Genomic DNA, 26,423 nt, shown 5'->3' on the forward strand with positions numbered 1-26,423 from the left:
CCCACGCGGCGGAGCCGCATGTCGAGACAGCCCCGCGCACCTGTCGGTGCGCTGCAGCGCACCCAGGTTTCACTCGCCGATGCCGCTTTGGCCGGGCCGCCAAAACCCTCCCCCAATCTCTGACCGATCCGCCCACCGCCACCCTCCCGCCCCTCCGCATCATCAGGGCCAAGCAGTACAACCGCGGAGGGAGCGGCAGGGTGGACGCAGTCGAGACTCGGTCCGAGAGTGGGCAACGGACAGGCCCCGTAGGCAAGTGGACGCGGCGGCAGGGGGTGGGCGCGGCCGTCGACGCCGCCGCCGGCAGTCCGCTCAAGCGCACCATGGGCGTCGCCCAGCTCACCCTGCTCAGCGTGGGGGCCACCCTGGGCACCGGCATCTTCGTCGTGCTCGGGGAGGCCGTGCCGGAGGCCGGGCCCGCGATCGTCGTGTCGTTCGTGCTGGCCGGTGTGACCGCGCTGTTCTCCGCGCTGTCGTACGCCGAGCTGGCCGGCATGATCCCCGGCTCGGGGTCGTCGTACAGCTACGCCTACGCCACCCTCGGGGAGCTCGTCGCCTGGGTCTGCGGCTGGTGTCTGATCCTGGAGTACGGGGTCTCCGTCGCCGCCGTGGCCGTCGGCTGGGGGCAGTACGTCAACGAGCTGCTCGACCTCACCCTCGGTGTGACCCTCCCCGAGTCGCTGAGCGCCCCGCCCGGCCTCGGCGGCACCCTCAACATTCCGGCCGCCCTCATCGTCGTCCTCGCGATGGTCGTCCTGCTGCGCGGCGCCCGCGAGAGCGCCGTCGCCAACGCCATCATGGTCGGCGTGAAGATCGCCGCGCTGGTGATGTTCTGCGCGGTCGCCCTCACCGCCTTCCACGCCGGGAACTTCCAGCCCCTCTTCCCGCTCGGCGCCGCCGGGATGAGTGCGGGCGCGGCCTCGCTCTTCTTCTCCTACATCGGGTTCGACGCCGCCTCCACGGCCGGCGAGGAGGCCCGCAACCCGCAGCGCGACCTGCCCCGCGCGATCATCATCTCCCTCGTCCTCGTCACCGCCCTCTACGTCGCCGTCGCCGTCGCCGCGCTCGGCGCCATGCCGTGGCGGAAGTTCGAGGGCACCGAGGCCACGCTGAGCCAGGTGCTCGTGCAGAGCGTGGGCGGCGGGAGTCTGTGGCCGATCCTGCTCTCCATCGGTGCCGTCGTCGCCACCACCAGCGTGGTGCTCACCGTCCAGTACGGGCAGATCCGCATCCTGTTCGCGATGGCACGGGACGGGCTCGTGCCGCCGCTGTTCGCCAAGGTGCACCCGCGCACGGGCGTCCCGCGCGCCAACACGGTCATCGTCTCGTCCTTCATCGCCGTCCTCGCCGCCCTGATCCCGCTGGGCAGCCTCGCCGACGCCACCAGCATCGGCACCCTCTTCGCCTTCATGCTGGTCAACCTGGCGGTCGTGCTGCTGCGCCGGCGCAGTCCCGAGGCGCCCCGCTCCTTCCGCGTCCCGTTCTCTCCCGTCACGCCGATCCTGGGCGTCGGCTTCTGCGCCTACATGCTGTTCAGCCTCGGCGCCGACACCTGGATCGCGTTCGGCAGCTGGATGGCGGTGGGGCTGTTGATCTACGGGTGTTACGGCGTCCGGCACTCCAAGCTCAACCGGAGCAAGGAGACGGCCGCGTGAGTGCCCCGGACCCGGACCGCGGCCGAGTCCCGGACCTCGACCTCAGCTCCGACGTCGTCGCCCTCACCCGCGCCCTCGTCGACATCCCGTCCGAGAGCGGCGACGAACGCCCGCTCGCGGACGCCGTGGAGGCCGCCCTGCGCGCCCTTCCCCACCTCACCGTCGAGCGGATCGGCAACTCGGTCGTCGCCCGCACCGACCTCGGCCGCCCTCAACGGGCCGTCCTCGCCGGGCACTTGGACACGGTCCCGGCCGCCGGGAACCTGCCTTCCGTACTCCGCGACGACCGCGTGCACGGCCTCGGCGCCTGCGACATGAAGGGCGGCGTCGCCGTCGCCCTCCGCCTCGCGGTCACTGTCCCGGCCCCCACCCGCGACCTCACCTACGTCTTCTACGAGTGCGAGGAGGTCGAGGGCGACCGCAACGGGCTGCACCGGATCGCCGCCGAGCGCCCCGAACTGATCGAGGACGCCGACCTCGCCGTCCTCATGGAACCCTCCGACGCCGGCATCGAGGCCGGCTGCCAGGGGGTGCTCAGCGCCGACATCGTCGTACGCGGCGAACGGGCCCACACCGCCCGCGCCTGGATGGGCACCAACGCCGCGCACCTCGCCGCCCCCGTCCTCCAACGCCTCGCCGACCACACGTCCGAGCGCGTCGTGATCGACGGGCTGGAGTACCGGGAGGGGCTGAGTGCCGTCGCCGTGCGGGCCGGGGTCGCGGGCAACGTCGTACCCGACGAGTGCGTGATCACCGTCAACTCCCGCTTCGCGCCCAGCCGTTCGCCCGAGGAGGCGGAGGCGTACGTGCGCAAGCTCTTCCCCGAGTACGAGGTCCGCGTCACCGAGGCCGTGCCGGGCGCCCTTCCGGGGCTCGACCGGATCACCGACCTCGTCGCCGCGCTCGGCGCCACGCCACGCCCCAAGCTCGGCTGGACGGACGTGGCCCGGTTCTCGTCGCTCGGGGTACCCGCCCTCAACTACGGCCCCGGAGACCCGACGCTCGCGCACACGGCGGGGGAGTACGTGCCGGTGGCCCATCTCAGGGAGTGCGAGGAACGCCTGCGGCGATGGCTCCGCTGAGCCCCGCCAGCGTCCTCAACTGCAGCCACAGCACCAGCCGTTCGTCGGGATCGTCGAGGTCGATCCCGACGTGCTGCTGTGCCTGCTTCAGACGGTAGCGGCAGGTGTTCGGGTGCACGGCGAGCAGCTTCGCCGCCCCCGCCATGTCGCAGCCCGCGTCGAACCAACTGACCAGCGTGCGCGCGTAGTCGGTGCCGTGCGTCTCGTCGTACGCCAGCACGCGCCGCCACGGCCCCGCGCTCAACTCCCGCCGCTCGCCCAGCACTTCGGCCAGTCGCAGCAGCGTCACGCGCGGGCGCACCTCGTCCACCGTCGCCACCGGCAGGTCGGGGCCGAGCACCCGCAGCACCAACTCGGCGTCCTCCCGCGACCTCACGGCCTGCGCCGGCCCCGCCACCACCTCGCCCAGCGCCGCCCGCACGGGCACCCGCAACGCCTGCCCCGCCCGCGCCACGATGTCCTGGGCCAACCGCTTGTGGCTGTGTTCATCTGTTCGCCTCCGGGGCGCTTCAGCCGGTGTCGAGCGACCGACCGTGCTCAGCCCTTCGGGCCTCCGCGCGCTCGATCGCTCGACACCGGCGCGCCCCTGCGGCTGGGCCCCGGGCGCCGGAAGGACCGCGTACACCACCCCGTCGACGAGCACGCAGGCGTGCCGCCCGTAACGCGCCTCGCACTGCAGGCGTACGACGTCCAGCAGGCGCAGCGCGGTCTGCTCGGCGTCCGGCAGGCTCGCGGCGTCCAGCACGAACGCGGCCACCCGCAGCCCCCCGTCAAGTCCCAGGCGCTGGGCGGCCGTCGACGCGTCGGCCGTGCCGTCGAGCAGGCGGCGCAGCAGGTCGCTGTTCTGGTGGCGGGCCAGCTCCTGCGCCGCCCGGGCCCGCAGCAGGAGCAGCGCCGCCGTGGACGCGCCCTGCGCGAGGGTCTCCTCGGCGTCGGGCGCGAGCGTGCCGTCGTCGACCACCCAGACCGAGCCGAGCGTCTCGCCGCCGGCCCGCACGGCGACCGCGAGGCGGGGCAGGTCGCTCTCGCGCAGCGCGGGCAGCCGTACCGGACCCGCGGCCGCGAACAGCACGCGGTACTGCTCGGAGTTGGCCGGACTGACCGGCACCTGGAGGCCGAGGATGCCCTGCCGCCGGTCCTCGTCGACCGGCTGCCCGGGGACGGTGGAGTAGGCGAGGATCCGCTGCCGCGGGTCCTCCACGGCCGTCGCCCCGCCGGTCGCCGCCGCGACGGCGTCCGCGAGCGCGAACAGGTCCCCGAGGCCGCCGGCCGAGGGCCCGGGCCGGGCGCCGATCGCCGAGGACAGCAGCAGGTGCACGTGGTGCCAGGCGGCGTCCTCGTCGACCGACAGCAGCGCGACGCCGTGCGCCTCGGCCTCGCCCACCGGTCCGTCCGGGCCGCGTACGACGAGCCCGGTCATCCCGGCCTCCGCGACCACCCGCACCAGCGGCCCGGCCGCCGCCGCCCGCACCCCGACCGCCAGCAGCAGCGCACCCGGCGCCTGCGGCAGCGGGGCGTGCGCGTCGTACAGCACCGCCTCGGTGACCGGGGCGGTGAGCCCGGCGGGGGCGGTGTGCAGGCGTACGGAGGGGCCGCCGATGACGTCCAGGAGGTCGCCGAGGGTGCAGGCGTCCATGGGGGCTCCTCGATTGCGGGGACGGGGATGCGGGATGCGCGGATGCGGGCGACCGGCAGCCCGGCTCCTGATTGGCCGATCTCGAAACGAACGTACGCAATGGTTGTACGAGCGCACAACCCGGGAAGGCGTGGCGCCTCCGAGACTCGAACCATGACGACCGGAGTGAGCATCCGCACCGTCCACGACGTCGCCGGCCTCGCCGCCGTCACCGACTACTTCAGCGACGTGTGGCAGACCCCGCGCAGCGCCCCGCCCTACCCGGCCGAGGTGCTGCACAGCCTGGTCCACGCGGGCGGCGCGGTGCACGCCGCGTACGACGGGGCGCGGCTGGCCGGGGCGTCCGTCGCCGTGCTCGGTCCGCCCGGGGACACGTACTCGCTGGTGGCCGCGGCCGACCAGGGGCTCGGGTACGCCGTGAAGCAGGCCCAGCGCGCCTGGGCCCTGGAGCGCGGCGCCCGCACCATGCGCTGGACCTTTGACCCGCTGGTCGGCCGCAACGCCCGCTTCAACCTGGCCAAGCTGGGCGCCGCCGGCACCGAGTACCTCGTCGACTTCTACGGCCCCATGGCGGACGGCGTGAACGACGGCGACGAGAGCGACCGGCTGACGGTGACGTGGGACCTCACGGCGCCGGCTCCGTCGTACGAGACCGGTGACCGCGAGGCCGCGCCCGCCACGCACAAGGCGCCCGACGGAGATCCCCTCGCCCGCCGCGACCTCGCCGACCGGCACGTCTGGTGCCGCGTCCCGGACGACGTCGTCAAGCTGCGCGGCGCCGATCCCGTCCTCGCCCTGCGCTGGCGGTACGCCGTGCGCGAGGTGTTCGCGGAGGCCTTCGCGCAGGGCTTCACGGCCACGGGGATGTCCCGCGACGGCTGGTACACGCTCACCCTCCCCCACGCTCGGTTGCGCTCGAGCGGGGGGACCCCCATCCCGGAGGCAGCCGTATGAAGCTCGAACGCGTCGAGATCGTCCACGTCGCGATCCCTCTCGTCACCCCCTTCCGCACCTCCTTCGGCACGATGACGACGAAGGACACCTTCCTGCTGCACGTCGTCACGGACGCCGCCGAGGGCTGGTCGGAGTTCGCCGCCGACCCCGAGCCGCTGTACTGCTCGGAGTTCGTGGCCGGCGCGGAGATCGTGCTGCGCGACTTCCTGCTGCCGCGCGTGGCGGCCCTGCCCGAGCTCACCACGGCCGGCGTGGCCCCCGCCGTCGCGAAGATCAAGGGCCACGAGCTGGCGAAGGCGGCCCTGGAGACGGCGGTCCTGGACGCGGAGCTGCGCTCGTACGGGATGTCCTTGGCGACCTACCTGGGCGCGGTGCGCGACCGCGTCCCGGCGGGGGTGTCGGTCGGCATCAAGGAATCCGTCCGCGACCTGCTGGACGACGTCGAGCACTACCTCGCCGAGGGCTACGTCCGCATCAAGCTGAAGATCGAGCCGGGCTGGGACGTCGAGCCGGTACGGGCGGTACGTGAACGCTTCTCAGACGCCCTCCCCCTCCAGGTCGACGCCAACACGGCGTACACGCTCGCGGACGCCGAGCACCTGCGGCGCCTGGACGACTTCGGGCTGCTGCTGATCGAGGAGCCGCTGGAGGAGAACAACCTGCACGGCCACGCCCGGTTGCAGAGCCGGCTGTCGACGTCCGTCTGCCTGGACGAGTCCCTCCACAGCGCCCGTGACACCGCCTCCGCGATCGCCATGGACGCGTGCCGGGTCGTCAACGTGAAGCCCGCGCGCGTGGGCGGCTACCTGGAGGCCCGCCGCATCCACGACGTGGCGCACGCGCACGGGGTGCCGGTGTGGTGCGGCGGCATGCTGGAGACGGGAATCGGCCGCGCCCCGAACCTCGCCCTGGCCGCCCTCCCGGGCTTCACCCTCCCCGGCGACACCTCGGCCTCCGCCCGCTACTTCGCCGAGGACATCACCGAGCCCTTCGTCCTGCAGGACGGTCACCTGGCCGTCCCGACCACCCCCGGCATCGGCACGGAACCACTGCCGGACGCACTTCGTCGCTTCACGAGGGAACGGCGAGACTTGTACGTGAGCTGACCGGCGCCTGGCCGGAAGTCACCCTCGCGTTAGATTGATCCCGTGCTCTCACGCCTCACACGCCCCCAGACCCTCGCCGTCTGCGCCCTGCCCGTCGTGGCGTTGATCGCCACCGCGGTCTTCGCGCCACTGCCGTTCTCGCTCGCGCAGCCCGGTATGACGGCGAACGTGCTCGGGGACAACCAGGGCACCCCGGTGATCACGATCTCGGGTGCCAGGACCCGGGACACGAGCGGGCAGCTGCGGATGACGACGATCGAGGCGACCAACCCGGACACGCATGTCTCCCTCGGCGATGTGATCAGTGCCTGGTTCGACACCGACCGGGCCGTCATGCCGCACGACTCGGTCTATCCGAGCGGCCAGTCCACCAAGGAGATCGAGCGGCACAACACCGCGCAGATGAAGGAGTCCCAGGACGCGGCGACCCAGGCCGCGCTGGACTATCTGCACCTCAGCGACGACAAGGTCAAGGTCTCGCTGAAGCTCGCCGACGTCGGCGGTCCGAGCGCCGGGCTCCTGTTCACCCTCGGCATCATCGACAAGCTGGACGGGAACGGCAGCGGCGGCGACCTCACGGGCGGCCGCAAGATCGCCGGTACGGGGACCATCGACGACGACGGGACGGTGGGCGCCGTCGGCGGCGTCGCGCTGAAGACGCAGGCCGCGCGCCGGGACGGGGCGACCGTCTTCCTGGTGCCGAAGGCCGAGTGCTCGGATGCCAAGTCCGAGCTGCCGAAGGGGCTGCGGCTGGTTCCGGTGACCACACTCAAGGGCGCGGTGAACGCCCTCAACTCCCTGGAGAGCGGCAAGGGTTCCGTGCCCAGCTGCTGAACTCCGGGCGGTTCAGTCCTTCTTCACGAAGCCCTCCGCCTTCATCCAGTCCAGCGCGACCTGGTGCGGGTCCTCCCCGTCCACGTCGACCCGCGCGTTGAGCGTCTGCGCCACGTTGTTGTTCAGCTTCCTGGTGACCGGGTCGAGGACCTTCGCGATCGCCGGCCACTTCTTCAGCGCCTTGGTGTTGATCTCCGGCGCCACGTTGTAGTTGGGGAAGAACTTCTTGTCGTCCTCCATCACCACCAGGTTCATCGACTTGATGCGCCCGTCGGTGGTGAACACCTCGCCGTAGGTGCAACTCCCCTTCTTCACCTGGGTGTAGATGATCCCGGTGTCCATCTGCGTGACGTTCTTCGCCGGCACGCTCATCCCGTACGCCTTCGCCATGCCCGGCAGCCCGTCCGCCCGGTTGGCGAACTCGCTCTCCACGCACAAGGTCACCGCGCCCGGGTCCTTCCTGGCCAGCGCGGCCACGTCCGACAGCGTCCTGGTGCGGTACTTCTCGAAGTTGGCCTGGTTCATGGCCAGCGCGTACGTGTTGTTGAGCGACGACGGCGCCAGCCACGTGATCCCGTTCTTCAGGTCCGCGTCCCGCACCGCCTGCCACTGCTCGTCCGGGTCGGGGATCGGCTTGCTGTTGCCCTGATAGGTGATCCAGGCGGTGCCCGTGTACTCGTACATACCGTCCGCGTCACCGGACTTGACCGCCTCGCGGGCGCCGATCGAGCCCTGGATGCCGGTGCGGTCGAGGACGTCCGCGCCGGCCGCCTGGAAGGCGATGCCCATGATGGCGCCGAGGATGAGCTGCTCGGTGAACTCCTTGGAGGTGACCGTCAGATGGGCGCCCTCCAGGGGATCGCCCTGGCCGATCGAGCCGGGCTTCACGGCGTCGACCATGGGCGAACCGCTCTGCAGACCGCACCCGGACGCGGCCACCATGACCGAGGCCAGCAGCACACACGGACGCCGCCTCATGTCGCCACCTGCAGTCCCCGTGGCCGCAGCAGGAGTTCGGTCAGTGAGGCCAGCCAGTCCACCAGGAGCGCCAGGACGACCGTGAGGATCGAGCCCAGCATCAGCACCGGCATCCGCTGGGTGGTGATGCCGGTCGTGATCAGTACGCCCAGGCCGCCGCCCCCGCCGAAGGTGGCCAGGGTCGCCGTGCCGACGTTCAGGACCAGCGCCGTACGCACGCCCGCGAGGATCAGCGGGACGGCCAGCGGGAGTTCGACCTTTCCCAGCACCCCCAGCGAGGACATGCCGATGCCACGGGCCGCCTCCAGCAGGGTCGGGTCGTTGGCCTTCAGGCCGGCGATGGTGTTCGACAGCACCGGCAGGACGGCGTAGACGGTGATGCCGATCAGGGCGGCCCTCATTCCGGTGCCGAGCCAGATCACCAGCAGCGCCAGCAGGCCGATCGCCGGGGTCGCCTGGCCCATGTTGGCGAACGCCATCGCCACCGGGGTCGCCTTCCGGAACGCCTTGCGGGTGAGCAGGATGCCCAGCGGGATCGCGATGATCAGCACGAAGAAGGTGGAGATCACGACCAGTTCGATCTGTTGCCACAAGGCCTTGGAGACCTGGCCGTTCGACAGGGCGTTCTCGGAGATCGGGTCCAGGTCGGCCTGCCGGAACCACAGCCAGGTCGCGAGCAGCACGGCGATGAGCACGGCGGGCAGGAAGGTCAGCTTCTGCCAGGTGACCCGGCGCCCGGGCTGCCGCGGGGCCGGGGGCGGCGGCGCCTCCTGCTCGGCCTCGCCCTCGTCCCGGAAGGCGAGCCCCTTGACCTCGTGCTCGCCCTCGGGCCGTTGCCGCTCCGGAGTGGTCGTCACGCCTTCTGGCCCCCTCCCGCGCCCTCCTGCTCGGCGTGCGTCTGGGCGGCCCGCAGCTCCTGCAGCTCGTGCTGGTGCTCCATCGCCTCGAACCGGTCGGCCTCAAGGAGCTCGTGCACGGAGTTCATGAGCGTCTCCATGTCGACGACGCCCTCGTACTCGCCGCGCCGCCCGGTGACCGCGACCCGCCCCGAGTTGTCGGTCAGTACGGCCTCCAGCGCGTCCCGCAGGGTCGCGTCCCGGGTCACCGTGTCGTGCACCAGCGTGCCCGCGCGGGCGAGCGAGCCGCGGGCGCGCATGAGGTCGCCGCGCCTGAGCCACTTGTAGGGCCGCCTGCGCCTGTCGAGCAGCAGGATCTCGTTGGTCCCGCTGCTCCGGAGCCGGTTGAAGATGTCCTGGAGCGGGTCGTCGAGGGTGACGGTCGGGTAGTCGGTGATCTCGACGTCCCGTACGCGGGTGAGGTTCAGCCGCTTCAGGGCGGCCCCCGCGCCCACGAACCCGGACACGAAGTCGTCCGCCGGATTGGTGAGGATGGCCTCCGGGGTGTCGAACTGCGCGATGTGCGAGCGTTCGCGCAGGACGGCGATGCGGTCGCCGAGCTTGATCGCCTCGTCGAAGTCGTGCGTGACGAACACGATCGTCTTGTGCAGCTCGTGCTGGAGCCGGATCAGCTCGTCCTGGAGATGGTCGCGGGTGATCGGGTCGACCGCGCCGAACGGCTCGTCCATCAGCAGTACGGGCGGATCGGCGGCCAACGCCCGTGCCACACCCACGCGTTGCTGCTGGCCGCCGGAGAGCTGGCGCGGATAGCGGTCGTGGAACTCGCCCGGGTCGAGGCCGACGAGGTCGAGCAGTTCCTCGACCCGTGCCTTGATGCGGGCCTTCGGCCAGCCGACCATCTTCGGTACGAGGGCGATGTTCTGGGCGACCGTCATGTGCGGGAAGAGACCGGCGGACTGGATGGCGTACCCGACCCTGCGGCGCAGCTTCACCGGGTCCATGTCGGTGACGTCCTCGCCGCCGATGCGGATGCGGCCGCCGGTCGGTTCGATCAGCCGGTTGATCATCTTGAGCGTCGTGGACTTTCCGCAGCCGGAGGGGCCGACGAAGATGACGAGCTCGCCCGCCTTGATCTCCATGTTGACGTTGTCGACGGCGGGGGTGGGGTTGCCCGGGTAGAGCTTGGTGAGGTTGTCCAGCTCGATGGTCGCCCCGGTGGTGGAAGCCTCATCAGGCACGGATCCCCCTCGAAATGGTCAGCCGTCCGATCAGGACGTACGCGGCGTCGAACAGCAGCGCCAGCACGATGATCCCCAGCGTGCCCGCGAGGACCTGGTTGAGGGCGTTCTTGCTGCCCAGCGAGCCGATGCCGCGGAAGATCTCGTTGCCGAGGCCGGGCCCGGAGGCGTACGCGGCGATCGCGGCGATGCCCATCAGCATCTGCGTCGAGACGCGGATCCCGGTCAGGATCGGCGGCCAGGCCAGCGGCAGCTCGACCCGCAGCAGCCGCATGAACCGGGACATCCCGATGCCCCGTGCCGCGTCCACCAGCGCGGGGTCGACGCCGCGCAGCCCGACGATCGCGTTGCGCACGACCGGCAGTAGCCCGTACAGCGTCAGCGCGATCACCGTGGGCGGCACGCCCAGGCCCACCATCGGGATGAGCAGACCGATCATGGCGAGCGAGGGAATGGTCAGGATGGTCGAGGTGGTCGTCGTCGCGAGGTTCCCGCCCCACTCGCTCCGGTAGGCGGCGATCCCGACCAGGACGCCGATCGCGGTCGCCACGACCATGCACTGGAAGACGACGCTCGCGTGCTGATAGGCGTCCGTGAGCAGCTGTTGGTGCCGGGTTCTCACGTACTCCCAGAAGTTCACGCGCGGTCACCCCCAGGCGTCGGTCAGGTCCTCTCCGGGTCTTCCGCCGCCTGTTCCACCAGCGGGATGATCCGCAGCGGAACGGGGTTCTCCATCACGATCGCGGTGGCGGCCCGGACAATGCCATCAAAACCGACAACCCGGTCGATCACCCGCTGGAGATCCGCGTTGGAGCGGGCCACCAGCCGGCACAGCATGTCCCCGCTGCCGGTGGTCGTGTGCAGCTCCAGCACCTCGGGCACGGTCGCCAAGTGCGCCCGGACGTCGGGCCCTTGGCCCTGCCGGATCTGCAAGGTGGCGAAGGCGGTGACCGGGTAGCCGAGGGCCGCGGGGTCGACCTGCGGACCGAACCCGCGGATGACTCCGTTCGACTGAAGCCGGTCGAGCCGCGCCTGCACCGTCCCGCGCGCGACCCCCAGTCGCCGCGACATCTCCAGCACCCCGATGCGCGGCTCCCGGGCCAGCAGCACGATGATCCGGCCGTCCAGCTGGTCGATCGCCACAGCAGCCTCCCGGTGGGGTGGTCATCCTGTACAGAAAGCCCGTGAATACGGGCCTACAACTGAACAGATTGCCCACCCAAAACGCAAACTATTGCGCACCTTGCCGGTGGGGACGAGGCTGCCGCCATGACGCAGACCACACACCACACTCCCGACACCGCCCGGCAGGCCGACCCCTTCCCGGTCAAGGGAATGGACGCGGTCGTCTTCGCCGTGGGCAACGCCAAGCAGGCGGCGCACTACTACTCCACCGCCTTCGGCATGCGGCTCGTGGCCTACTCCGGACCGGAGAACGGCAGCCGCGAGACCGCGTCGTACGTCCTGGAGAACGGCTCCGCCCGCTTCGTCCTGACCTCCGTCATCAAGCCCTCCACCACCTGGGGCCACTTCCTCGCCCGGCACGTGGCGGAGCACGGCGACGGCGTCGTCGACCTCGCCATCGAGGTCCCGGACGCCCGCCGCGCGTACGCCTACGCCATCGAGCACGGCGCCCGCTCGGTCGCCGAGCCGTACGAGCTGAAGGACGAGCACGGCACCGTCGTCCTCGCCGCGATCGCCACCTACGGCGAGACCCGCCACACCCTGGTCGACCGCTCCGGCTACGACGGCCCCTACCTCCCCGGCTTCGTCGCCACCGCCCCCATGGTCGAACCGCCCGCCCACCGCACCTTCCAGGCCGTCGACCACTGTGTCGGCAACGTAGAGCTCGGCCGGATGAACGAATGGGTCGGCTTCTACAACAAGGTCATGGGCTTCACGAACATGAAGGAGTTCGTGGGCGACGACATCGCCACCGAGTACAGCGCGCTGATGTCGAAGGTCGTGGCCGACGGCACGCTCAAGGTCAAGTTCCCGATCAACGAGCCCGCCGTAGCCAAGAAGAAGTCCCAGATCGACGAGTACCTGGAGTTCTACGGCGGCGCCGGCGTCCAGCACATCGCGCTCAACACGAACGACATCGTGCAGACGGTACGGACGATGCGCGCGGCCGGCGTGGAGTTCCTCAACACCCCGGACTCGTACTACGACACCCTCGGCGAGTGGGTCGGCGACACCCGCGTCCCCGTCGACACCCTGCGCGAACTGAAGATCCTCGCCGACCGCGACGAGGACGGCTACCTGCTGCAGATCTTCACCAAGCCGGTCCAGGACCGCCCGACCGTCTTCTTCGAGATCATCGAGCGGCACGGCTCCATGGGCTTCGGCAAGGGCAACTTCAAGGCCCTGTTCGAGGCGATCGAGCGGGAGCAGGAGAAGCGCGGAAACCTGTGAGTTCCACAAATTCACAGAATTGTTGATCGATGAACTTGCAACCGATGAACGCAGGTTGACACTCTCAAGTCCTGCGGGTGCCGAAGGGGTGCCCACAGGACTCGGGGGAGAGAGTGACCACCCACATCAACCTCACCGCTCCGTCGGACCGGTGGCTGTGGCAGAAGAGCACGCTGCGGGAGCCGACGGTCCTGCAGTCGTTCGCCTTCGACGAGCCGAACAAGCATCTGTACGTCCTGCAGGTCACCGCCACCGGTCACGCGGACGGCGACCTGTGCCTCAACAAGCTCGACTACACGGGCAAGTCGCTGGGCCACATGTACCTGAAGGGCTTCGGCCACGGCGTCAGCATGGGCATACAGCACGACGCCAAGGACGGCAGCACCTGGATCTGGACCGAGGCCGACGCCGAGAACGGCTACGGGCAGGGTGTGGCCCGGTTCCACTTCGCGAACGGGGCCACGCGCACCGGCGCGGACGTCAAGATACGCAAGCCCATAGCGGACTCCACGAACAACCAGCCGTCGGTCTGCATGGCCTCCAAGCGCATCGCCGTCCGCTACCGCGACAAGGCCAACAAGCCCCGCTACCGCGTCTGGGACCTGGACGCCTTCACGGCCCGCGACTACGACAACCCGATCGCGGACGTCGCCCAGGTGGGCGCCCACCCCGACGCGAAGGTCCCCTTCCAGGGATACGCCCTGCGCGGCGACGTCATCTACCAGCTCGCGGGCACGGCCTACAACACGACGACCAACCCGTTCGCCAAGCGCGGCAACGCCTACGCGTCCAGCCTCGACATCACCACCGGCAAGCTGCTCCAGCAGGAGCGCACCGAGGCCGGCTACTCGCTGACCTACCGCGAGCCGGAGGGCGTCGCCGTGCGCGGCGGTTCGGATCCGAAGGTGTACCTCGGCTTCGCCTCGGGGGAGCTGAGCGCACGCCGCTTCTCGATCTTCGTCAAGGACGACGGGAAGGCGTAGCGGGAGTCGTACGCTGGCCGCATGGCCAGGATCAACGACGTGGGCGGCACGGAGGGCTTCGGCGCCATCGACACCACCGAGGACGCCGAGCCCTTCCACGCGGACTGGGAGGCGCGGGTCCTCGGGCTCTTCAACGCCCTGCGCGCGCAAGGGATCTTCAACACGAACGAGTTCCGGGACGCGATCGAGTCGATGCCGCCGACGGAGTACCTGTCGACGTCGTACTACGAGCGCTGGTTCCGGGCGATCTGTGTCCTGCTGGAACGCAAGGGCGTGATCGAGCCGGGTGAGCTCGATGACTGACCGCGGCTCGACGGCCGACCGCTTCCCGCCCGGCACGACCGTGCGCACCTTCCGCCACGACCCGCCGCACCACACCCGCCTGCCGCGGTACGCACGCGGCAAGCGGGGCGTCGTGGTCGAGCCGGAGGGGCGGGCGGAACTGGCCGACGTCAGTGCGCAGGGCCGCCCGGACGCGCCGGTCGAGCAGATCTACGCGGTCCGGTTCGCGGCCCGTGACCTGTGGGGCGAGGGCGACCACCATGTCGTACTGGACCTGTGGGAAAGCTACTTGGAAGAGTCCGAAGAGGATGCAGGAGGTGCGGCCTCTCATGAGCGGTGACCACTCCGACGCGACGATCGCACAGCGGGTACGACGCCTCGAAACCCTGCTGGAGGAGAAGGGCGTGGTCTCGGGCGCCCGGCTGGACGAGATCATCGACGCGTCCCTCACCGGTGCCTCGCCCGCGAACGGCGCGCGGGTCGTCGCCCGTGCCTGGACCGACGCGGAGTTCAGGGCGCGGCTGCTGGCGGACGGTACCGCGGCCGTACGCGAACTGGGCTGCATGGAGGGCTCGTACCAGCGTCTGAGGGTCGTCGAGAACACGGCCGCCACGCACAACGTCATCGTCTGCACCCTCTGCTCCTGCTATCCCCTGCGCCTCCTCGGCCCGTCCCCGAGCTGGTACAAGTCCGAGGCCTACCGCTCCCGCGTGGTCCGCGAACCCCGGGCCGTACTCGCGGAGTTCGGGCTGGAGTTGCCGTCTACGACGGAGATCACGGTGTGGGACTCCAGCGCCGAGACGCGGTACATGGTGCTGCCGCGCCGCCCGGAGGGCACGGACGGCCTGGGGGAGGAGCAGTTGTCGGCCCTCGTCACCCGCAACGCGCTGATCGGAACCGCCGCGGTGTGACTCAACGCGTGTGCTGGTGAGCCTTGTTGTCGGCTTCGTCCTCGGTACCCGGGGTACCCGTGGGCAGCGGCTCGTCCGGCACTTCACCCAGCGCGGCCAGCGCCTGCTTCGCCAACGGCACCGCGAGCGGCGAGAAGTACGGATTGATCCGCAACGCCTCCTGCAGATGCCGCCGCGCGGGCCCGCTCAGGCCCGACTCCTGCTCGATCATGCCCCGGTGGTACGCGTACAGCGCACTGCGGACGCCGCCCCCGTGCGCCTGGTCCGTCGCCACCGCGGCGAACTTCAGCGCCTCCTTGTCCTGCCCCGCCCGGTGCAGCGCCCAGCCCAGCGCGTCGGCCACCGGGATCCCCGGCTGCCGCTGCCACTCGGCGCGCAGCCGGCGCACGGCCGACGCCGGATCCCCGTGATCCGCCTCGAAGACACCGAGCACCAGATCGCCGTCCACCCCGCCCGCCGCCTCGTCCCACACCCGGGTCCGCAGCAGGTCGTACTCCACCCGGGCCGCCTGCCCAAGACCCAGCGACTCGTACAACTCGCCCAGTTCGAGGGCGTATTGAGGGCGCGGCTGCTTGTCGAGCGCCACCCGGTACGCGTTCAGCGCCTCCGTCGTGCGCCCCATGGCCGCCAGCGTCCGCCCCTGCCCGGCCTGCGCGGCCCGCTGGTCGGGGTCGAGACGCACCGCCTCCTGGAAACGCCTCAGCGCCTCGTCCAGGTCCCCGCGCTCCCAGGCCAGCTGCCCGGCCCGCTCCAGCCACGCGGCCCGCTCGGCCGGCGCGCTCTCCGCTGCCGCCGCCGCGTCGGACAGGGCGGCCGCCGCGTCCTCGCGCCAGCCCCGGTCGCGGTAGACGGCTGCGGCCCGCGCCTTCACGGCCGGCCCGTGGCGCAGCTCCAGCAGCCGGTCCAGCGTCCGCTTGGTCGCCTTGTAGTCGCCGAGCCCGGTGTAGGCGTCGAGCAGCAGCGGATACGTCGTCCACCGCTTCGGTTCGAGCTTCAGCGCCGCCTCGCCCCAGGTCCGTGCCGCCCGGAAGTCCCGGCGGGCGTTCGCCAGCGCGGCCATGCCGTCCAGCGCGGCGGCGTTCTTCTTGGCCCGCACGTTCAGCGAGGTCCGCAGCGCCTTCTCGGCCCGCGGATAGTTCGTCGCGTCCGCCGTGCGCCGCCCCTGCTCCACATAGGCCGCCCCGAGCACCGCCCACGACTGCGCGTCCTTGGGGTGCGCCTTCAGCAGGGCCTCCCGCTCACCGATCAGCGTCGCCAGGTCGGGCAGCGCGGCCGGCACCCCCGCGGTGACCGCCGTGAGCGCCTGCGCTCCCGGTGCCGGCGTGACCGGCCGGGGCGCGCTCGGCCGCTCCCAGGGCCACAGGGCCAGGGCCCCGCCGAGCACCGCACACCCCGCGACGGCGGCGATCAGCACCCGCCGGCTCCTGGTGAACCCGCGTGCCCGCCCGCCAGCCTCCGCTTGCTTCTCCATGGCGATCACTGTGCGTCAATACGACGAGCTCATCGCGACATACGTCCGGTGCCGTAGACGGGGTTCACACCGATGGCCCCGGGTGCGACGCTGTGATCATGAGCCGTATCGAAGCGCGTCGTGATGAGGACACAGCAGTGAACGGCAACCTCGTCGACCGTCTGCTGGGCGGTCTGCCCGCCGAGGCCGTCCTGACCGACCCGGACGTCACGGCCTCCTACGCCAACGACATGGCGAGCTTCTGTCCGGCCGGTGCCCCGGCGGTGGTCGTGCTGCCGCGCACGGTCGAGCAGGTCCAGCACGTCATGCGCATCGCCACCGAGCTACGCGTCCCGGTCGTCCCGCAGGGCGCCCGCACGGGCCTGTCGGGCGGCGCCAACGCCTCCGACGGCTGCATCGTGCTGTCCCTGACGAAGATGGACCGGATCCTCGAGATCAATCCCGTCGACCGCATCGCCGTGGTCGAGCCGGGCGTCATCAACGCGGCCCTGTCCCGCGCGGTCGGCGAACACGGTCTGTACTACCCGCCGGACCCGTCCAGCTGGGAGATGTGCACGATCGGAGGCAACATCGGGACGGCCTCGGGCGGCCTGTGCTGTGTGAAGTACGGGGTCACGGCCGAGTACGTGCTCGGCCTCGAAGTGGTGCTCGCCGACGGTCGGCTCATGTCCACCGGCCGCCGTACGGCCAAGGGCGTCGCAGGTTACGACCTCACCCGCCTCTTGGTCGGCTCCGAGGGCTCGCTCGGCATCGTCGTACGGGCGATCCTGGCGCTCAGGCCGCAGCCGCCGCAGCAGCTCGTGCTGGCGGCAGAGTTCGCGTCCGGCGCCGCCGCCTGCGACGCGGTGTGCCGGATCATGGCGGGCGGCCACGTCCCGTCGCTGCTCGAACTCATGGACCGTACGACGGTCAAGGCGGTCAACGACCTGGCCCACATGGACCTCCCGGAGACCACGGAGGCCCTGCTCCTGGCGGCCTTCGACACCCCCGACCCGGCCGCCGACCTCGCCGCCGTCGGCGCGCTGTGCGAGGCGGCGGGCGCCACCCAGGTCGTCCCCGCCGACGACTTCGCCGAGTCCGAACTCCTGCTCCAGGCCCGGCGGTTGTCGCTCACCGCACTCGAAGCCGTGCGCGGCACCACCATGATCGACGACGTGTGCGTGCCGAGGTCCAGGCTCGGCGAGATGCTCGAAGGGACCGAGCGGATCGCCGAGAAGTACCGGCTCACCATCGGCGTTGTCGCGCACGCGGGCGACGGCAACACCCATCCGACGGTCTGCTTCGACGCGGCCGACCCCGACGAGTCCCGGCGCGCCCGCGAGTCCTTCGACGAGATCATGGCCCTCGGCCTGGAACTCGGCGGCACGATCACCGGCGAGCACGGCGTCGGGGTCCTGAAGAAGGAGTGGCTGGCGCGCGAGATCGGCCCGGTGGGGGTGGAGATGCAGCGGGCGGTCAAGCAGGTCTTCGACCCGCTGGGCATCCTGAATCCCGGCAAGCTCTTCTGATCCGGTCCTGCCGGGATCCGGTCCGGTCCTGATGGGGTCGCCGGGCCCGATGGGGCCACCGGGTCCGATGCGGTCACTGGGCGAGCAGCTGGTCCAGCGCGTCGTCGATCCCCAGCTGCTCGCCCTCAGTCCCCGGGGGCACCACCCGCAGCGTCCGCTCCAGCCAGGCGGACACCTGGGCGGCCGGTGCCTCAAGGAGCGCGTCACCGTCGGGTGAACTCAGCGCCATCAGGACGACGCTGCGGCCCGACGACTTGCTCGGCCACACCCGCACGTCCCCGTGCCCGCACGGCCGGAACACCCCCTCCACCAGGAGGTCGCGGGAGAACGTCCAGTACACGGGGTTCTCGGAGTTGATGTGGAAGGTGACGTGGACGGCGTACGGGTCGTCGGTGTGATAGCTCAGCCTGGCCGGGACCGGGACACTGCGCTCCGGCGACAGGATCAGCTTGAGCTCCAGTTCGCGTTCCACCACGGTGTAGTGCATGTCGTGCGGTTCCTCTCTCGGGCAGGTGTGCGGGGCCCGGCGTTGGGCCCGTACACGTGGAGAGGGCAGGGGAGCGCGACCATTACGCGGGTTCGGAGATTTTTTTTCTGAACATGTGAAGTAGGTGCACGGCGTTGCCCGGAAAGGGGCGGGACTGTCGGGACTGTCGGTGGGGGTTGCGCCGGTCTGATAGATGTGGAGGCCCCCATATTCACCCCCGAGCAGATACGGGACGACGGACATGAGCGCCCCAACCCCGGCCCCCGGTGAGAACACGCCCCGCGACGGGTACTACCCGGACCCGTCCATTCCTGGATATGTCCGGTACTGGAACGGTGCGGCCTGGGTTCCGGGCACCAGCCGTCCGGCGCCGACGGCCGGCGAGCCGCTCGCCCCGCCGTCCGGCTCGAGCCCTGCTCCAGTCGAGGAAACGGGACCGCACTTCTTCGACGAGGATCCCCAGCCGCAGGTGTCCCCGGCCGAGGCCCAGCACGGCAGCCGTCCCGAACCCGCGTCCGCCTGGAGCGCCGACCGCTCGCACCAGTCCGGCTTCGGCGGCGACCAGGACCGCCGTGTGTCGTGGGGCTCCCCGCAGACCGCGGACCCGCGCGTCCCCGCAGACCCCCCGTCCCAGCCGGACGGCCACGCCTCCCGCACGGACGGTACGGCGACGATCCCGCCGGCGGACGCGGGCTCGGACGACGTGGTCTCCGGCGGCACGTTCGTCTTCCGCAGGCCGACGAAGCCCGGGGGGACGGGCACCCCGGGAGCGGCGGCCGGCAACGCCCCCTCCGGTCCGGGCCCGGCCACTCCCGGCATCCCCGGTCCCGGCGGCCCCATCGCCGACGAGGGCACCATGACGTTCCGCGCGCTCTCCCCGCGCGCGGGTCAGCAGGGCGGGGCGCAGGGCGGGGCAACGGGGGCGCCCGGCTTCGGCGCGGGCAAAGCGGCCGCCGACCGTGCCGCGGCGCAGCCGGGCGGCGCCACTCCGCCCGCCCCGGCCGCGCTCTCCGGCCCCCAGCAGGCCTCCCCGACGGTCCCTCCGCAGTCCGGCGGCGCCCACCCCGCCGTAGCCGGCCGGCCCGGTGTCGGGCAGCCCCCCGTCCCGTCTCCCACCCCCGTGACCAGCGGTCCCGGCGGTGGTCAGCCGTCCTGGGCGCAGCAGGTGCACCGGCTCGCGGGCGCCGACGAGGAGCAGCCCGTCGTCCCGTGGAAGCCGCCCGTCGAGGACGTCTTCCAGGCCGCCGCCCGGCGTCAGTCCGAGGCACGCCCCGCGGGCCTGGGCAAGCGGCTGGCCGCCCGGCTGCTGGACACCGTCGTCCTCGCGGGCGTCACCGCCGTGGCCGCCGTACCGCTGGGCACCAAGGCGCTCGACCACGTCAACGAGAAGATCGACGCGGCCAAGCTCTCCGGCGAGACCGTGACCGTCTGGTTGCTGGACGGCACGACGGCGGTGTACCTGGGGATCATCCTGGCCGTCCTGCTCGTCTTCGGAGTCCTCTACGAGGCGCTGCCCACCGCCAAGTGGGGCCGCACCCTGGGCAAGAAGCTGTTCGGTCTCGAGGTGCGGGACATCGAGGGGGGCGCGCCGCCGTCCTTCGGCGGAGCACTGCGCCGCTGGCTCGTGTACAGCGTGCCCGGTCTGCTCGTCGTCGGTGTCGTGGGTGTCGCGTGGTGCCTGTTCGACCGCCCGTGGCATCAGTGCTGGCACGACAAGGCCGCGCGTACGTTCGTCGCGGGCTGAGCGCCTACGGCATCTGCACCAGTCGAATCGGTACTCCGGACGGCCGTCTGCCGGATGCGGAGCCGAGGGGTTCGCGGTCCACTCGGGCCATGAGCACTGAACCGCCCCACGGCTCCGGCCAACCGCCGGAAGAGGACCCGTTCAGGAAGCAGCCCCCGCCCGGCCAGGGGTCGGGCTCACCGTACGACGCGCCCGGAGGCGGCCAGCAACCCCCGCCCTACGGCGGCGGTGACCCCTACGGTGGCGGCGGCTCGTACCCCACCGACCCCCTCGCCGGCATGCCGCCGCTTGCGGCCAGCGGCAAGCGCACGCTGGCCCGGATCATCGACCTGATCCTGGTGGGCATCGTCGTCTGGCTGGTCACCTGGCCGATCGGCGTGCACGAGTACTCCGTCGACAACAACAACGTCGAGTTCGGCAAGGGCTTCGCGCAGTCCCTCGTCGCCGCCGTGCTCTACATCGGCTACGACACCGTCATGATGAGCAAGTCGGGTCAGACGCTCGGCAAGAAGTGGCTGAACCTGCGCGTGGCCAACCTCGACAACGGCTCCACGCCCTCCGTGCAGACCATGCTGGCCCGCTCGGCGGTGCTGTGGATCCCGTTCGCGTTCTGCTGCGCCTGCATCTGGACGGCGATCGCGGGCGGCTGGAGCTACTTCGACAAGCCCTACAAGCAGGGCCTGCACGACAAGGCCGCCAAGACGGTGGTGGTCAGCAGCAGTTGAGGTAGGTCAGGAAGCTGCTCGCTCATGCACCGGCTCGGACGCCACCGCGGCGACCGTGGCCGGTACGGGCGTTTCCTGCGTCTCGGGCTGCTGCACCGCGACGACCCTCGGCCCGGGGAGCGGGACGGTCATGGCGACCAGGAGCCCGAGGGCGAGTGCCGCGACGGCGATGACCGCGATCCCCACGCCCGAACTCGTCTGTGACAGCAGCAGCATGGCGAGCGTCGAGAAGATCACGGTGCACGAACCGTAGACGAGCTGGGCGGGCGTCGGACGAGGCATGGCAATCGTGTCCTCGGAAGTGGGGTCCACGGGGGTGTCGGCCTGGCTTTCCACCGGGTTCCGGGCAGTCCGCCAATCGACTCTAATCGCGTGCATGCCCGAGTGGAACGAACGGTAAGCGTGACCTAACCAACAGTGCCGGTGCACAGGGGGCGCACGGAGTCATGCCGTCCAACACGTGGACGCGTGAACGCGCCGGTCGGGGTGTTCGTAAACCGGACGGGGCTTCCGCATAGTGCACTTGTCCTGCACAAGTCAAGGTCTGTTTTTTCTTACCATCCTCTAGTCAAATTGCGTCACTTGACTTGCCACCTTGACCAAGAGGAACTCAAGTGACCCATAGACCCTGGACGTTCAGAGCGACCGCGGTCGGTGTCGCGCTCGCGGCGGCCACCGCCACGTTCTCGACGTTCGCCGTGGCCCAGGCCGACCCGGCCAAGTCCGCCACCATTGACCGCCACGACCCGGCTGCGGTCAACATGGAGGAGCACGACCTCGACGGTCCGCTCTCCAAGACCCAGGAGGCCCAGCGCCAGGAGGCCCTGAACCAGGTCATATCCGGCAAGGCCCAGGTGAAGGACCGCAACGGTTCGCAGGTCGTCCAGCTCAAGAGCAAGAAGGGCGACAGCAAGTACGTAGAACTGGGCCGGGAGAAGACCGACAAGATCTTCACGATCCTGGTCGAGTTCGGCGACAAGATAGACAGCACCTACGGCGGCACGGCCGGCCCGGCGCACAACCAGATAGCCCAGCCCGACCGCACCAAGGACAACTCGACGGCCTGGCAGGCGGACTACAACCAGGCGCACTACAAGGACCTCTACTTCGGCACCGGCAAGAACACCGAGTCGATGAAGAAGTTCTACGAGAAGCAGTCCTCGGGCCGCTACTCGGTGGACGGCGAGGTCGCCGACTGGGTCAAGGTCCCCTACAACGAGGCCCGTTACGGCAACAACGCCTGCGGCTCCACCAACTGCCCGAGCGTGTGGAACGTCGTCAGTGACGGCGTGACGGCGTGGGTCGCCCAGCAGAAGGCGGCCGGCAGGTCGGACGCCGACATCAAGACGGACCTGGCGAAGTTCGACCAGTGGGACCGCTACGACTACGACGGCGACGGCAACTTCAACGAGCCCGACGGCTACATCGACCACTTCCAGATCGTGCACGCCGGCGAGGACGAGTCCGCGGGCGGCGGCGTCCAGGGCACGGACGCCATCTGGGCGCACCGCTGGTACGCGTTCGGCACCGACGCGGGCGCCACCGGCCCCACGGGCAACAAGCTGGGCGGCGCGCAGATCGGCGACAGCGGCATCTGGGTCGGCGACTACACCATCCAGCCGGAGAACGGCGGACTCGGCGTCTTCGCCCACGAGTACGGTCACGACCTCGGTCTGCCGGACCACTACGACACCACCGGCGCCGGCGAGAACTCCACCGGCTTCTGGACGTTGATGTCCTCCGGTTCCTGGCTCGGCCGCGGCAAGGACGCCATCGGCGACCTGCCGGGCGACTTCAACGCCTGGGACAAGCTGCAGCTGGGCTGGCTGAACTACGACACGGCGAAGGCCGGGAAGAAGTCGAAGCACAAGCTGGGCGTCGCCGAGTACAACACCAAGGACAAGCAGGCGCTGGTGGTTTCGCTGCCCGACAAGGCGGTCACCACCGAGGTCGTCGCTCCGGCGCAGGGTGCGACCCAGTGGTGGAGCGGCAGCGGCAACGACCTGAAGAACACGCTGACCCGCTCGGTGGACCTCACCGGCAAGTCCTCGGCCGCCCTCACCCTCGACGGCTTCTACGACATCGAGGCGGGCTACGACTACCTCTACACCGAGGTGTCGACCGACGGCGGCGCCAACTGGACCGCGCTCGACGGCACGGTGGACGGCCAGGCCATCCCGCGCGACGGCAGCGACAAGCCGGCGCTGACGGGCACGGCCGACGGCTACAAGAAGCTGTCGTACTCGCTGGACGCCTACGCGGGCAAGAAGATCGACCTGCGCTTCCGCTACCAGACCGACAGCGGTGTGGCCCAGAAGGGCTTCGCGGCCGACGAGATCACGGTGACCGCGGACGGCACGGCGGTCTTCGCCGACAACGTCGAGAGCGCCGACCCGAGTTGGACGGCCACCGGCTTCTCCCGGATCGGCGCGTCCTTCACCAAGGACTACGCGCAGTACTACCTCGCCGAGAACCGCCAGTACGTGTCGTACGACAAGACCCTCAAGGTCGGCCCGTACAACTTCGGCTTCTCGACGACCCGTCCGGACTGGGTGGAGCACTTCCCGTACCAGAACGGCCTGTTGATCTGGAAGTGGGACACCTCGCAGCAGGACAACAACACCAGCCAGCACCCCGGTGCCGGCCTGGTCCTGCCGGTCGACTCGCACCCGACCGCGCTGAAGTGGTCCGACGGCACGCTGATGCGCAGCCGTATCCAGGCCTACGACTCGCCGTTCAGCCTGTACCGCACGGACGGCATCACGCTGCACAACGCGGACGTCGCGACGAGGATCCCGTCGTCGAAGGGCGTGCCGGTCTTCAACGACCACACGAGCACGTACTACGACAGCGCGACCCCGTTCGCCGGTGTGAAGATCACTGACACCAACACCAAGATCAAGATCGTCCAGGAGGCCAAGAACGGCTCGACGATCAAGGTCGAAGTGGGCCCCGCGGCGAAGTAGTCGGCATTCCTGCAGGTCAGAAGCGTATCGGCGGTGACCCCCTGGCGGGTCGCCGCCGATCGTGTTTAGGTGCGTCCTGTGCTTTTCTTATTGACACCGACTCGCACGGGGGTGTGACTGCATGGCCGCAGGAGGTTTCTGCAAGCTGCCGACCGGCAGTGTGGTGGTGGCGCTGAACCTGCCCAGACCCACCACCGCCTACGGCACGGACTGTGTCCGTGTCCTCGTCCACGCCCGCAACCGGGCGCGCGCCCTGACCAGGCTGCGCAACCTGGGCATGCGGGCGGTGTATCTGCGCGGCAACGCGGCCCCGCCGACCCCGGACGAGATCACCGCGGTCCTGCACCACCCCGACGGCCTGATATGGCGAACGGCACCTGACAACGGTGTCGTGTCCGGCCCGGAGCTCCCCCAGGAGCTGTGGCACCCCATCAGGGCCCTGCTGCGACGCCCCACGGCGCCCGCGTAACCCGGGCCGCCATGGCGCCGCCCTAGGCGACCACGGGCTTCCCGGAGAGCTCCACGCCCGCCTCCCGCAGCTCCTCGAGCGCCCGCTCGGTGGTGCCCTCGGCGACCCCGGCGGTGAGGTCGAGCAGGACCTGGGTGCGGAAGCCCTCCCGGGCGGCGTCCAGGGCGGTGGCGCGCACGCAGTGATCGGTGGCGATCCCGACGACGTCCACCTCGCTCACCTCCCGTGCGCGCAGCCAGTCGGCCAGCTTCACGCCGTTCTCGTCGGCGCCCTCGAAGCCGCTGTAGGCCGCCGCGTACGCCCCCTTGTCAAAGACGGCGTCGATCGCGCCGGAGGCGACGGCGGGCGCGAAGTTCGGGTGGAAGCCGACGCCCTCCGTGCCCGCGACGCAGTGGGCGGGCCAGGAGTGGGCGAAGTCGGGGTTGTCGGCGAAGTGGCCGCCGGGTGCGATGTGGTGGTCGCGGGTGGCCACCACGTGCTGGTAGCCGGAGCCGGCCGCCTGCCCGATCAGCTCGGTCACGGCGGCGGCCACGTCGGCACCGCCGGCCACCGCGAGGCTGCCCCCCTCGCAGAAGTCGTTCTGTACGTCAACGACGATCAAGGCGCGGCGCATGGTGGGTGTCCTTCGACTATGGGTGAACTTACGAGCCTAGAGACTTCGGCGGCGCTGCGGGAGGGCGCACCCGCCTTGAGAGCCTGCGTCACAGCCTCTAGCTACCCGGGCGCACATGGACGTACTCCGTCGGAATGACCGGTTCCCCGCGCGACAACTGGGTGGCGGACAGCGGCAGATCGGCGAGCACGGACACATGCCGGTCGCGTACGACGTCCAGCGGCTCGCGGGCGACCACGTCGCCGCCCTTGACCAGCTGGACCAGCAGCTGCCGGTCGGTGAGCTCGGCCGGAACCGGCCCGGTGCCGACGACCTCGGCCTCCGCGACCCCGTCCGCGTCCGGCCGCCGCGCGGCCCACTTGCGGCCCCCGATCGACGTCTTGCCGCCGCTGGACTTCTTCGCCACCGGCACCAGCGGCGCCTTCGGATCGGCGGACTCGGCACGGGCGACCAGCTTGTACACCATCGAGCAGGTCGGATGCCCGGACCCGGTCACCAGCTGCGTACCGACGCCGTACGCGTCCACGGGCGCCGCCGCCAGCGAGGCGATCGCGTACTCGTCCAGGTCCGAGGTCACGACGATCTTCGTGTCGGTCGCCCCCAGCTCGTCCAGCTGCTGCCGCACCCGGTGCGCGACCAGCAGCAGGTCGCCGGAGTCGATGCGCACGGCGCCCAGCTCGGGCCCGGCGACCTCGACGGCCGTCCGCACGGCCTCGGCGACGTCGTACGTGTCGACGAGCAGCGTGGTGTTGCGGCCCAGCGAGTTCACCTGGGCCTGGAAGGCGTCCCGTTCGTGGTCGTGCAGCAGGGTGAAGGCGTGGGCGGAGGTGCCGACGGTCGGGATGTTGTAGCGGAAGCCGGCCGCCAGGTCGGAGGTGGAGGCGAAACCGCCGACGTACGCGGCGCGGGAGGCGGCGACGGCGGCGAGCTCGTGCGTACGCCGGGCGCCCATCTCGATCAGCGGGCGGTCCCCGGCGGCGGCGGACATGCGGGAGGCGGCCGCGGCGATCGCGGAGTCGTGGTTGAGGATGGAGAGGATCACCGTCTCCAGCAGCACGCACTCGGCGAAGGAACCCTCGACCCGCATGATCGGCGAGCCCGGGAAGTACACCTCGCCCTCGGGGTAGCCCCAGACGTCACCGCTGAAGCGGTAGGAGGCGAGCCATTTCAGGGTCTCCTCGTCGACGATGCCGCGCTCGCGCAGGAAGCCGAGGACGTCCGCGTCGAACCGGAAGTTCTCCACGGCGTCCAGGACACGCCCGGTGCCCGCCACGACGCCGTAGCGCCGCCCGTCGGGCAGCCGTCGGGTGAAGACCTCGAAGACGCTCCGCCGCTCGGCGGTACCGCCCTTGAGGGCGGCCTGCAGCATCGTGAGCTCGTACTGGTCCGTGAAGAGCGCCGTAGAGGGGACGTCCACCGGCAGCCCAAGGTCCGCTACATCCACGAAAGCTCTCCTAGCTACGACGTGCCGGGTGCCCCCAGGTCGGCCGGGGGTCCGGGGGTTGTCCC

The 26,423-nt window shown here is 70.7% G+C and carries 26 protein-coding genes; 15 read left to right on the plus strand and 11 right to left on the minus strand.

The annotated features are described in order from the left end of the window. Positions 1-200: 200 nt before the first annotated feature. A complete protein-coding gene (locus OG303_RS30345) occupies positions 201-1,655 on the plus strand; it encodes an amino acid permease (RefSeq protein WP_405872312.1) in 1,455 nt (484 codons plus the stop codon). After that, a complete protein-coding gene (gene dapE, locus OG303_RS30350; RefSeq protein WP_405872313.1) occupies positions 1,652-2,737 on the plus strand; it encodes a succinyl-diaminopimelate desuccinylase in 1,086 nt (361 codons plus the stop codon). The genes OG303_RS30345 and dapE overlap by 4 nt, the downstream gene beginning before the upstream one ends. Here dapE and OG303_RS30355 read toward each other — a convergent pair. Next, a complete protein-coding gene (locus OG303_RS30355) occupies positions 2,697-4,373 on the minus strand; it encodes a PucR family transcriptional regulator (RefSeq protein ID WP_405872315.1) in 1,677 nt (558 codons plus the stop codon). The genes dapE and OG303_RS30355 overlap by 41 nt on opposite strands. Positions 4,374-4,526: 153 nt before the next feature. Here OG303_RS30355 and OG303_RS30360 point away from each other — a divergent pair, with 153 nt between their 5' ends. Genes OG303_RS30360 through OG303_RS30370 form a run of 3 tightly spaced genes read left to right on the plus strand, consistent with a single transcriptional unit; the run spans position 4,527 to position 7,267 of the window. Next, a complete protein-coding gene (locus tag OG303_RS30360; RefSeq protein WP_405872317.1) occupies positions 4,527-5,327 on the plus strand; it encodes a chorismate synthase in 801 nt (266 codons plus the stop codon). After that, positions 5,324-6,433, plus strand: a complete 1,110-nt coding sequence (gene menC, locus OG303_RS30365) for an o-succinylbenzoate synthase (RefSeq protein WP_405872319.1) — start codon at positions 5,324-5,326, stop codon at positions 6,431-6,433. Before OG303_RS30360 ends, menC begins: the two co-directional genes overlap by 4 nt. Positions 6,434-6,475: 42 nt before the next feature. Then, positions 6,476-7,267, plus strand: coding sequence for a PDZ domain-containing protein (locus OG303_RS30370; protein WP_405872321.1), 792 nt, complete (start codon positions 6,476-6,478; stop codon positions 7,265-7,267). Between the two features lie 12 nt (positions 7,268-7,279). Here OG303_RS30370 and OG303_RS30375 read toward each other — a convergent pair whose 3' ends face one another. From OG303_RS30375 to OG303_RS30395, 5 genes are read right to left on the minus strand one after another with little or no spacing between them, the layout of a single operon-like run. Beyond that, a complete protein-coding gene (locus OG303_RS30375; RefSeq protein WP_405872322.1) occupies positions 7,280-8,245 on the minus strand; it encodes a glycine betaine ABC transporter substrate-binding protein in 966 nt (321 codons plus the stop codon). Continuing rightward, the gene (locus tag OG303_RS30380; RefSeq protein ID WP_405872324.1) at positions 8,242-9,102 is read right to left on the minus strand and encodes an ABC transporter permease; all 861 of its coding nucleotides are present in this window, start codon (positions 9,100-9,102) and stop codon (positions 8,242-8,244) included. Before OG303_RS30380 ends, OG303_RS30375 begins: the two co-directional genes overlap by 4 nt. Continuing rightward, positions 9,099-10,340 carry a betaine/proline/choline family ABC transporter ATP-binding protein gene (locus OG303_RS30385; protein WP_405872325.1) on the minus strand — a complete coding sequence of 414 codons (1,242 nt, stop codon included), beginning with the start codon at positions 10,338-10,340 and terminating at the stop codon, positions 9,099-9,101. The genes OG303_RS30380 and OG303_RS30385 overlap by 4 nt, the downstream gene beginning before the upstream one ends. Beyond that, entirely contained in the window at positions 10,333-10,980 is a 648-nt protein-coding gene (locus tag OG303_RS30390) for an ABC transporter permease (RefSeq protein ID WP_405872326.1), read from the minus strand. The genes OG303_RS30385 and OG303_RS30390 overlap by 8 nt, the downstream gene beginning before the upstream one ends. Before the next feature lie 23 nt (positions 10,981-11,003). After that, positions 11,004-11,483: an Lrp/AsnC family transcriptional regulator gene (locus OG303_RS30395; RefSeq protein WP_405872327.1), complete on the minus strand. Its 480-nt coding sequence runs from the start codon at positions 11,481-11,483 to the stop codon at positions 11,004-11,006. Positions 11,484-11,609: 126 nt separating this feature from the next. Between OG303_RS30395 and hppD the strand changes: the two genes are divergently transcribed. From hppD to nthA, 5 genes are all read left to right on the plus strand, one after another. Then, positions 11,610-12,755 carry a 4-hydroxyphenylpyruvate dioxygenase gene (gene hppD, locus OG303_RS30400; RefSeq protein ID WP_405872328.1) on the plus strand — a complete coding sequence of 382 codons (1,146 nt, stop codon included), beginning with the start codon at positions 11,610-11,612 and terminating at the stop codon, positions 12,753-12,755. A 113-nt stretch (positions 12,756-12,868) separates the two neighbouring features. Next, complete coding sequence (locus tag OG303_RS30405; RefSeq protein WP_405872329.1) at positions 12,869-13,738, plus strand: Teichoic acid biosynthesis protein C (Precursor); 870 nt, start codon at positions 12,869-12,871, stop codon at positions 13,736-13,738. 21 nt (positions 13,739-13,759) lie between these two features. Then, a complete protein-coding gene (locus OG303_RS30410) occupies positions 13,760-14,041 on the plus strand; it encodes a hypothetical protein (RefSeq protein WP_405872330.1) in 282 nt (93 codons plus the stop codon). Further along, on the plus strand, positions 14,034-14,360 hold the full coding sequence (locus OG303_RS30415; RefSeq protein ID WP_405872332.1) for an SH3-like domain-containing protein: 327 nt from the start codon (positions 14,034-14,036) through the stop codon (positions 14,358-14,360). Before OG303_RS30410 ends, OG303_RS30415 begins: the two co-directional genes overlap by 8 nt. Beyond that, positions 14,350-14,931 carry a nitrile hydratase subunit alpha gene (gene nthA, locus OG303_RS30420; RefSeq protein ID WP_405872333.1) on the plus strand — a complete coding sequence of 194 codons (582 nt, stop codon included), beginning with the start codon at positions 14,350-14,352 and terminating at the stop codon, positions 14,929-14,931. Before OG303_RS30415 ends, nthA begins: the two co-directional genes overlap by 11 nt. A gap of 1 nt (position 14,932) precedes the next feature. Here nthA and OG303_RS30425 read toward each other — a convergent pair whose 3' ends face one another. Further along, entirely contained in the window at positions 14,933-16,402 is a 1,470-nt protein-coding gene (locus OG303_RS30425) for a tetratricopeptide repeat protein (protein ID WP_405872334.1), read from the minus strand. A gap of 92 nt (positions 16,403-16,494) precedes the next feature. On the opposite strand from OG303_RS30425, the gene OG303_RS30430 reads away from it, so the two are divergent. After that, complete coding sequence (locus tag OG303_RS30430) at positions 16,495-17,910, plus strand: FAD-binding oxidoreductase (protein WP_405872335.1); 1,416 nt, start codon at positions 16,495-16,497, stop codon at positions 17,908-17,910. A 73-nt stretch (positions 17,911-17,983) separates the two neighbouring features. On the opposite strand, the gene OG303_RS30435 is transcribed toward OG303_RS30430, so the two are convergent. Continuing rightward, positions 17,984-18,397, minus strand: coding sequence for an SsgA family sporulation/cell division regulator (locus tag OG303_RS30435; RefSeq protein ID WP_405872336.1), 414 nt, complete (start codon positions 18,395-18,397; stop codon positions 17,984-17,986). A 241-nt stretch (positions 18,398-18,638) separates the two neighbouring features. Here OG303_RS30435 and OG303_RS30440 point away from each other — a divergent pair, with 241 nt between their 5' ends. Together OG303_RS30440 and OG303_RS30445 are read left to right on the plus strand one after the other, a co-directional pair. Further along, complete coding sequence (locus tag OG303_RS30440; RefSeq protein ID WP_405872338.1) at positions 18,639-20,141, plus strand: RDD family protein; 1,503 nt, start codon at positions 18,639-18,641, stop codon at positions 20,139-20,141. Between the two features lie 89 nt (positions 20,142-20,230). After that, positions 20,231-20,866, plus strand: a complete 636-nt coding sequence (locus OG303_RS30445) for an RDD family protein (protein WP_405872339.1) — start codon at positions 20,231-20,233, stop codon at positions 20,864-20,866. Between the two features lie 6 nt (positions 20,867-20,872). Here the strand turns inward: OG303_RS30445 and OG303_RS30450 are convergent, their stop codons facing one another. Further along, positions 20,873-21,148 (minus strand): hypothetical protein, encoded by a 276-nt coding sequence (locus tag OG303_RS30450; protein WP_405872341.1) that lies wholly within the window; start codon positions 21,146-21,148, stop codon positions 20,873-20,875. A gap of 332 nt (positions 21,149-21,480) precedes the next feature. On the opposite strand from OG303_RS30450, the gene OG303_RS30455 reads away from it, so the two are divergent. Together OG303_RS30455 and OG303_RS30460 are read left to right on the plus strand one after the other, a co-directional pair. Then, complete coding sequence (locus OG303_RS30455; protein WP_405872342.1) at positions 21,481-23,832, plus strand: immune inhibitor A domain-containing protein; 2,352 nt, start codon at positions 21,481-21,483, stop codon at positions 23,830-23,832. A 121-nt stretch (positions 23,833-23,953) separates the two neighbouring features. Further along, positions 23,954-24,301, plus strand: a complete 348-nt coding sequence (locus tag OG303_RS30460; protein WP_405872343.1) for a hypothetical protein — start codon at positions 23,954-23,956, stop codon at positions 24,299-24,301. A gap of 22 nt (positions 24,302-24,323) precedes the next feature. Here the strand turns inward: OG303_RS30460 and OG303_RS30465 are convergent, their stop codons facing one another. Continuing rightward, the gene (locus tag OG303_RS30465) at positions 24,324-24,914 is read right to left on the minus strand and encodes an isochorismatase family protein (protein WP_405872344.1); all 591 of its coding nucleotides are present in this window, start codon (positions 24,912-24,914) and stop codon (positions 24,324-24,326) included. A 97-nt stretch (positions 24,915-25,011) separates the two neighbouring features. Next, a complete protein-coding gene (locus OG303_RS30470) occupies positions 25,012-26,358 on the minus strand; it encodes a nicotinate phosphoribosyltransferase (RefSeq protein ID WP_405872345.1) in 1,347 nt (448 codons plus the stop codon). Positions 26,359-26,423: the final 65 nt, after the last annotated feature.

The organism is Streptomyces sp. NBC_00005, from assembly GCF_045160215.1.
Lineage (GTDB): Bacteria > Actinomycetota > Actinomycetes > Streptomycetales > Streptomycetaceae > Streptomyces.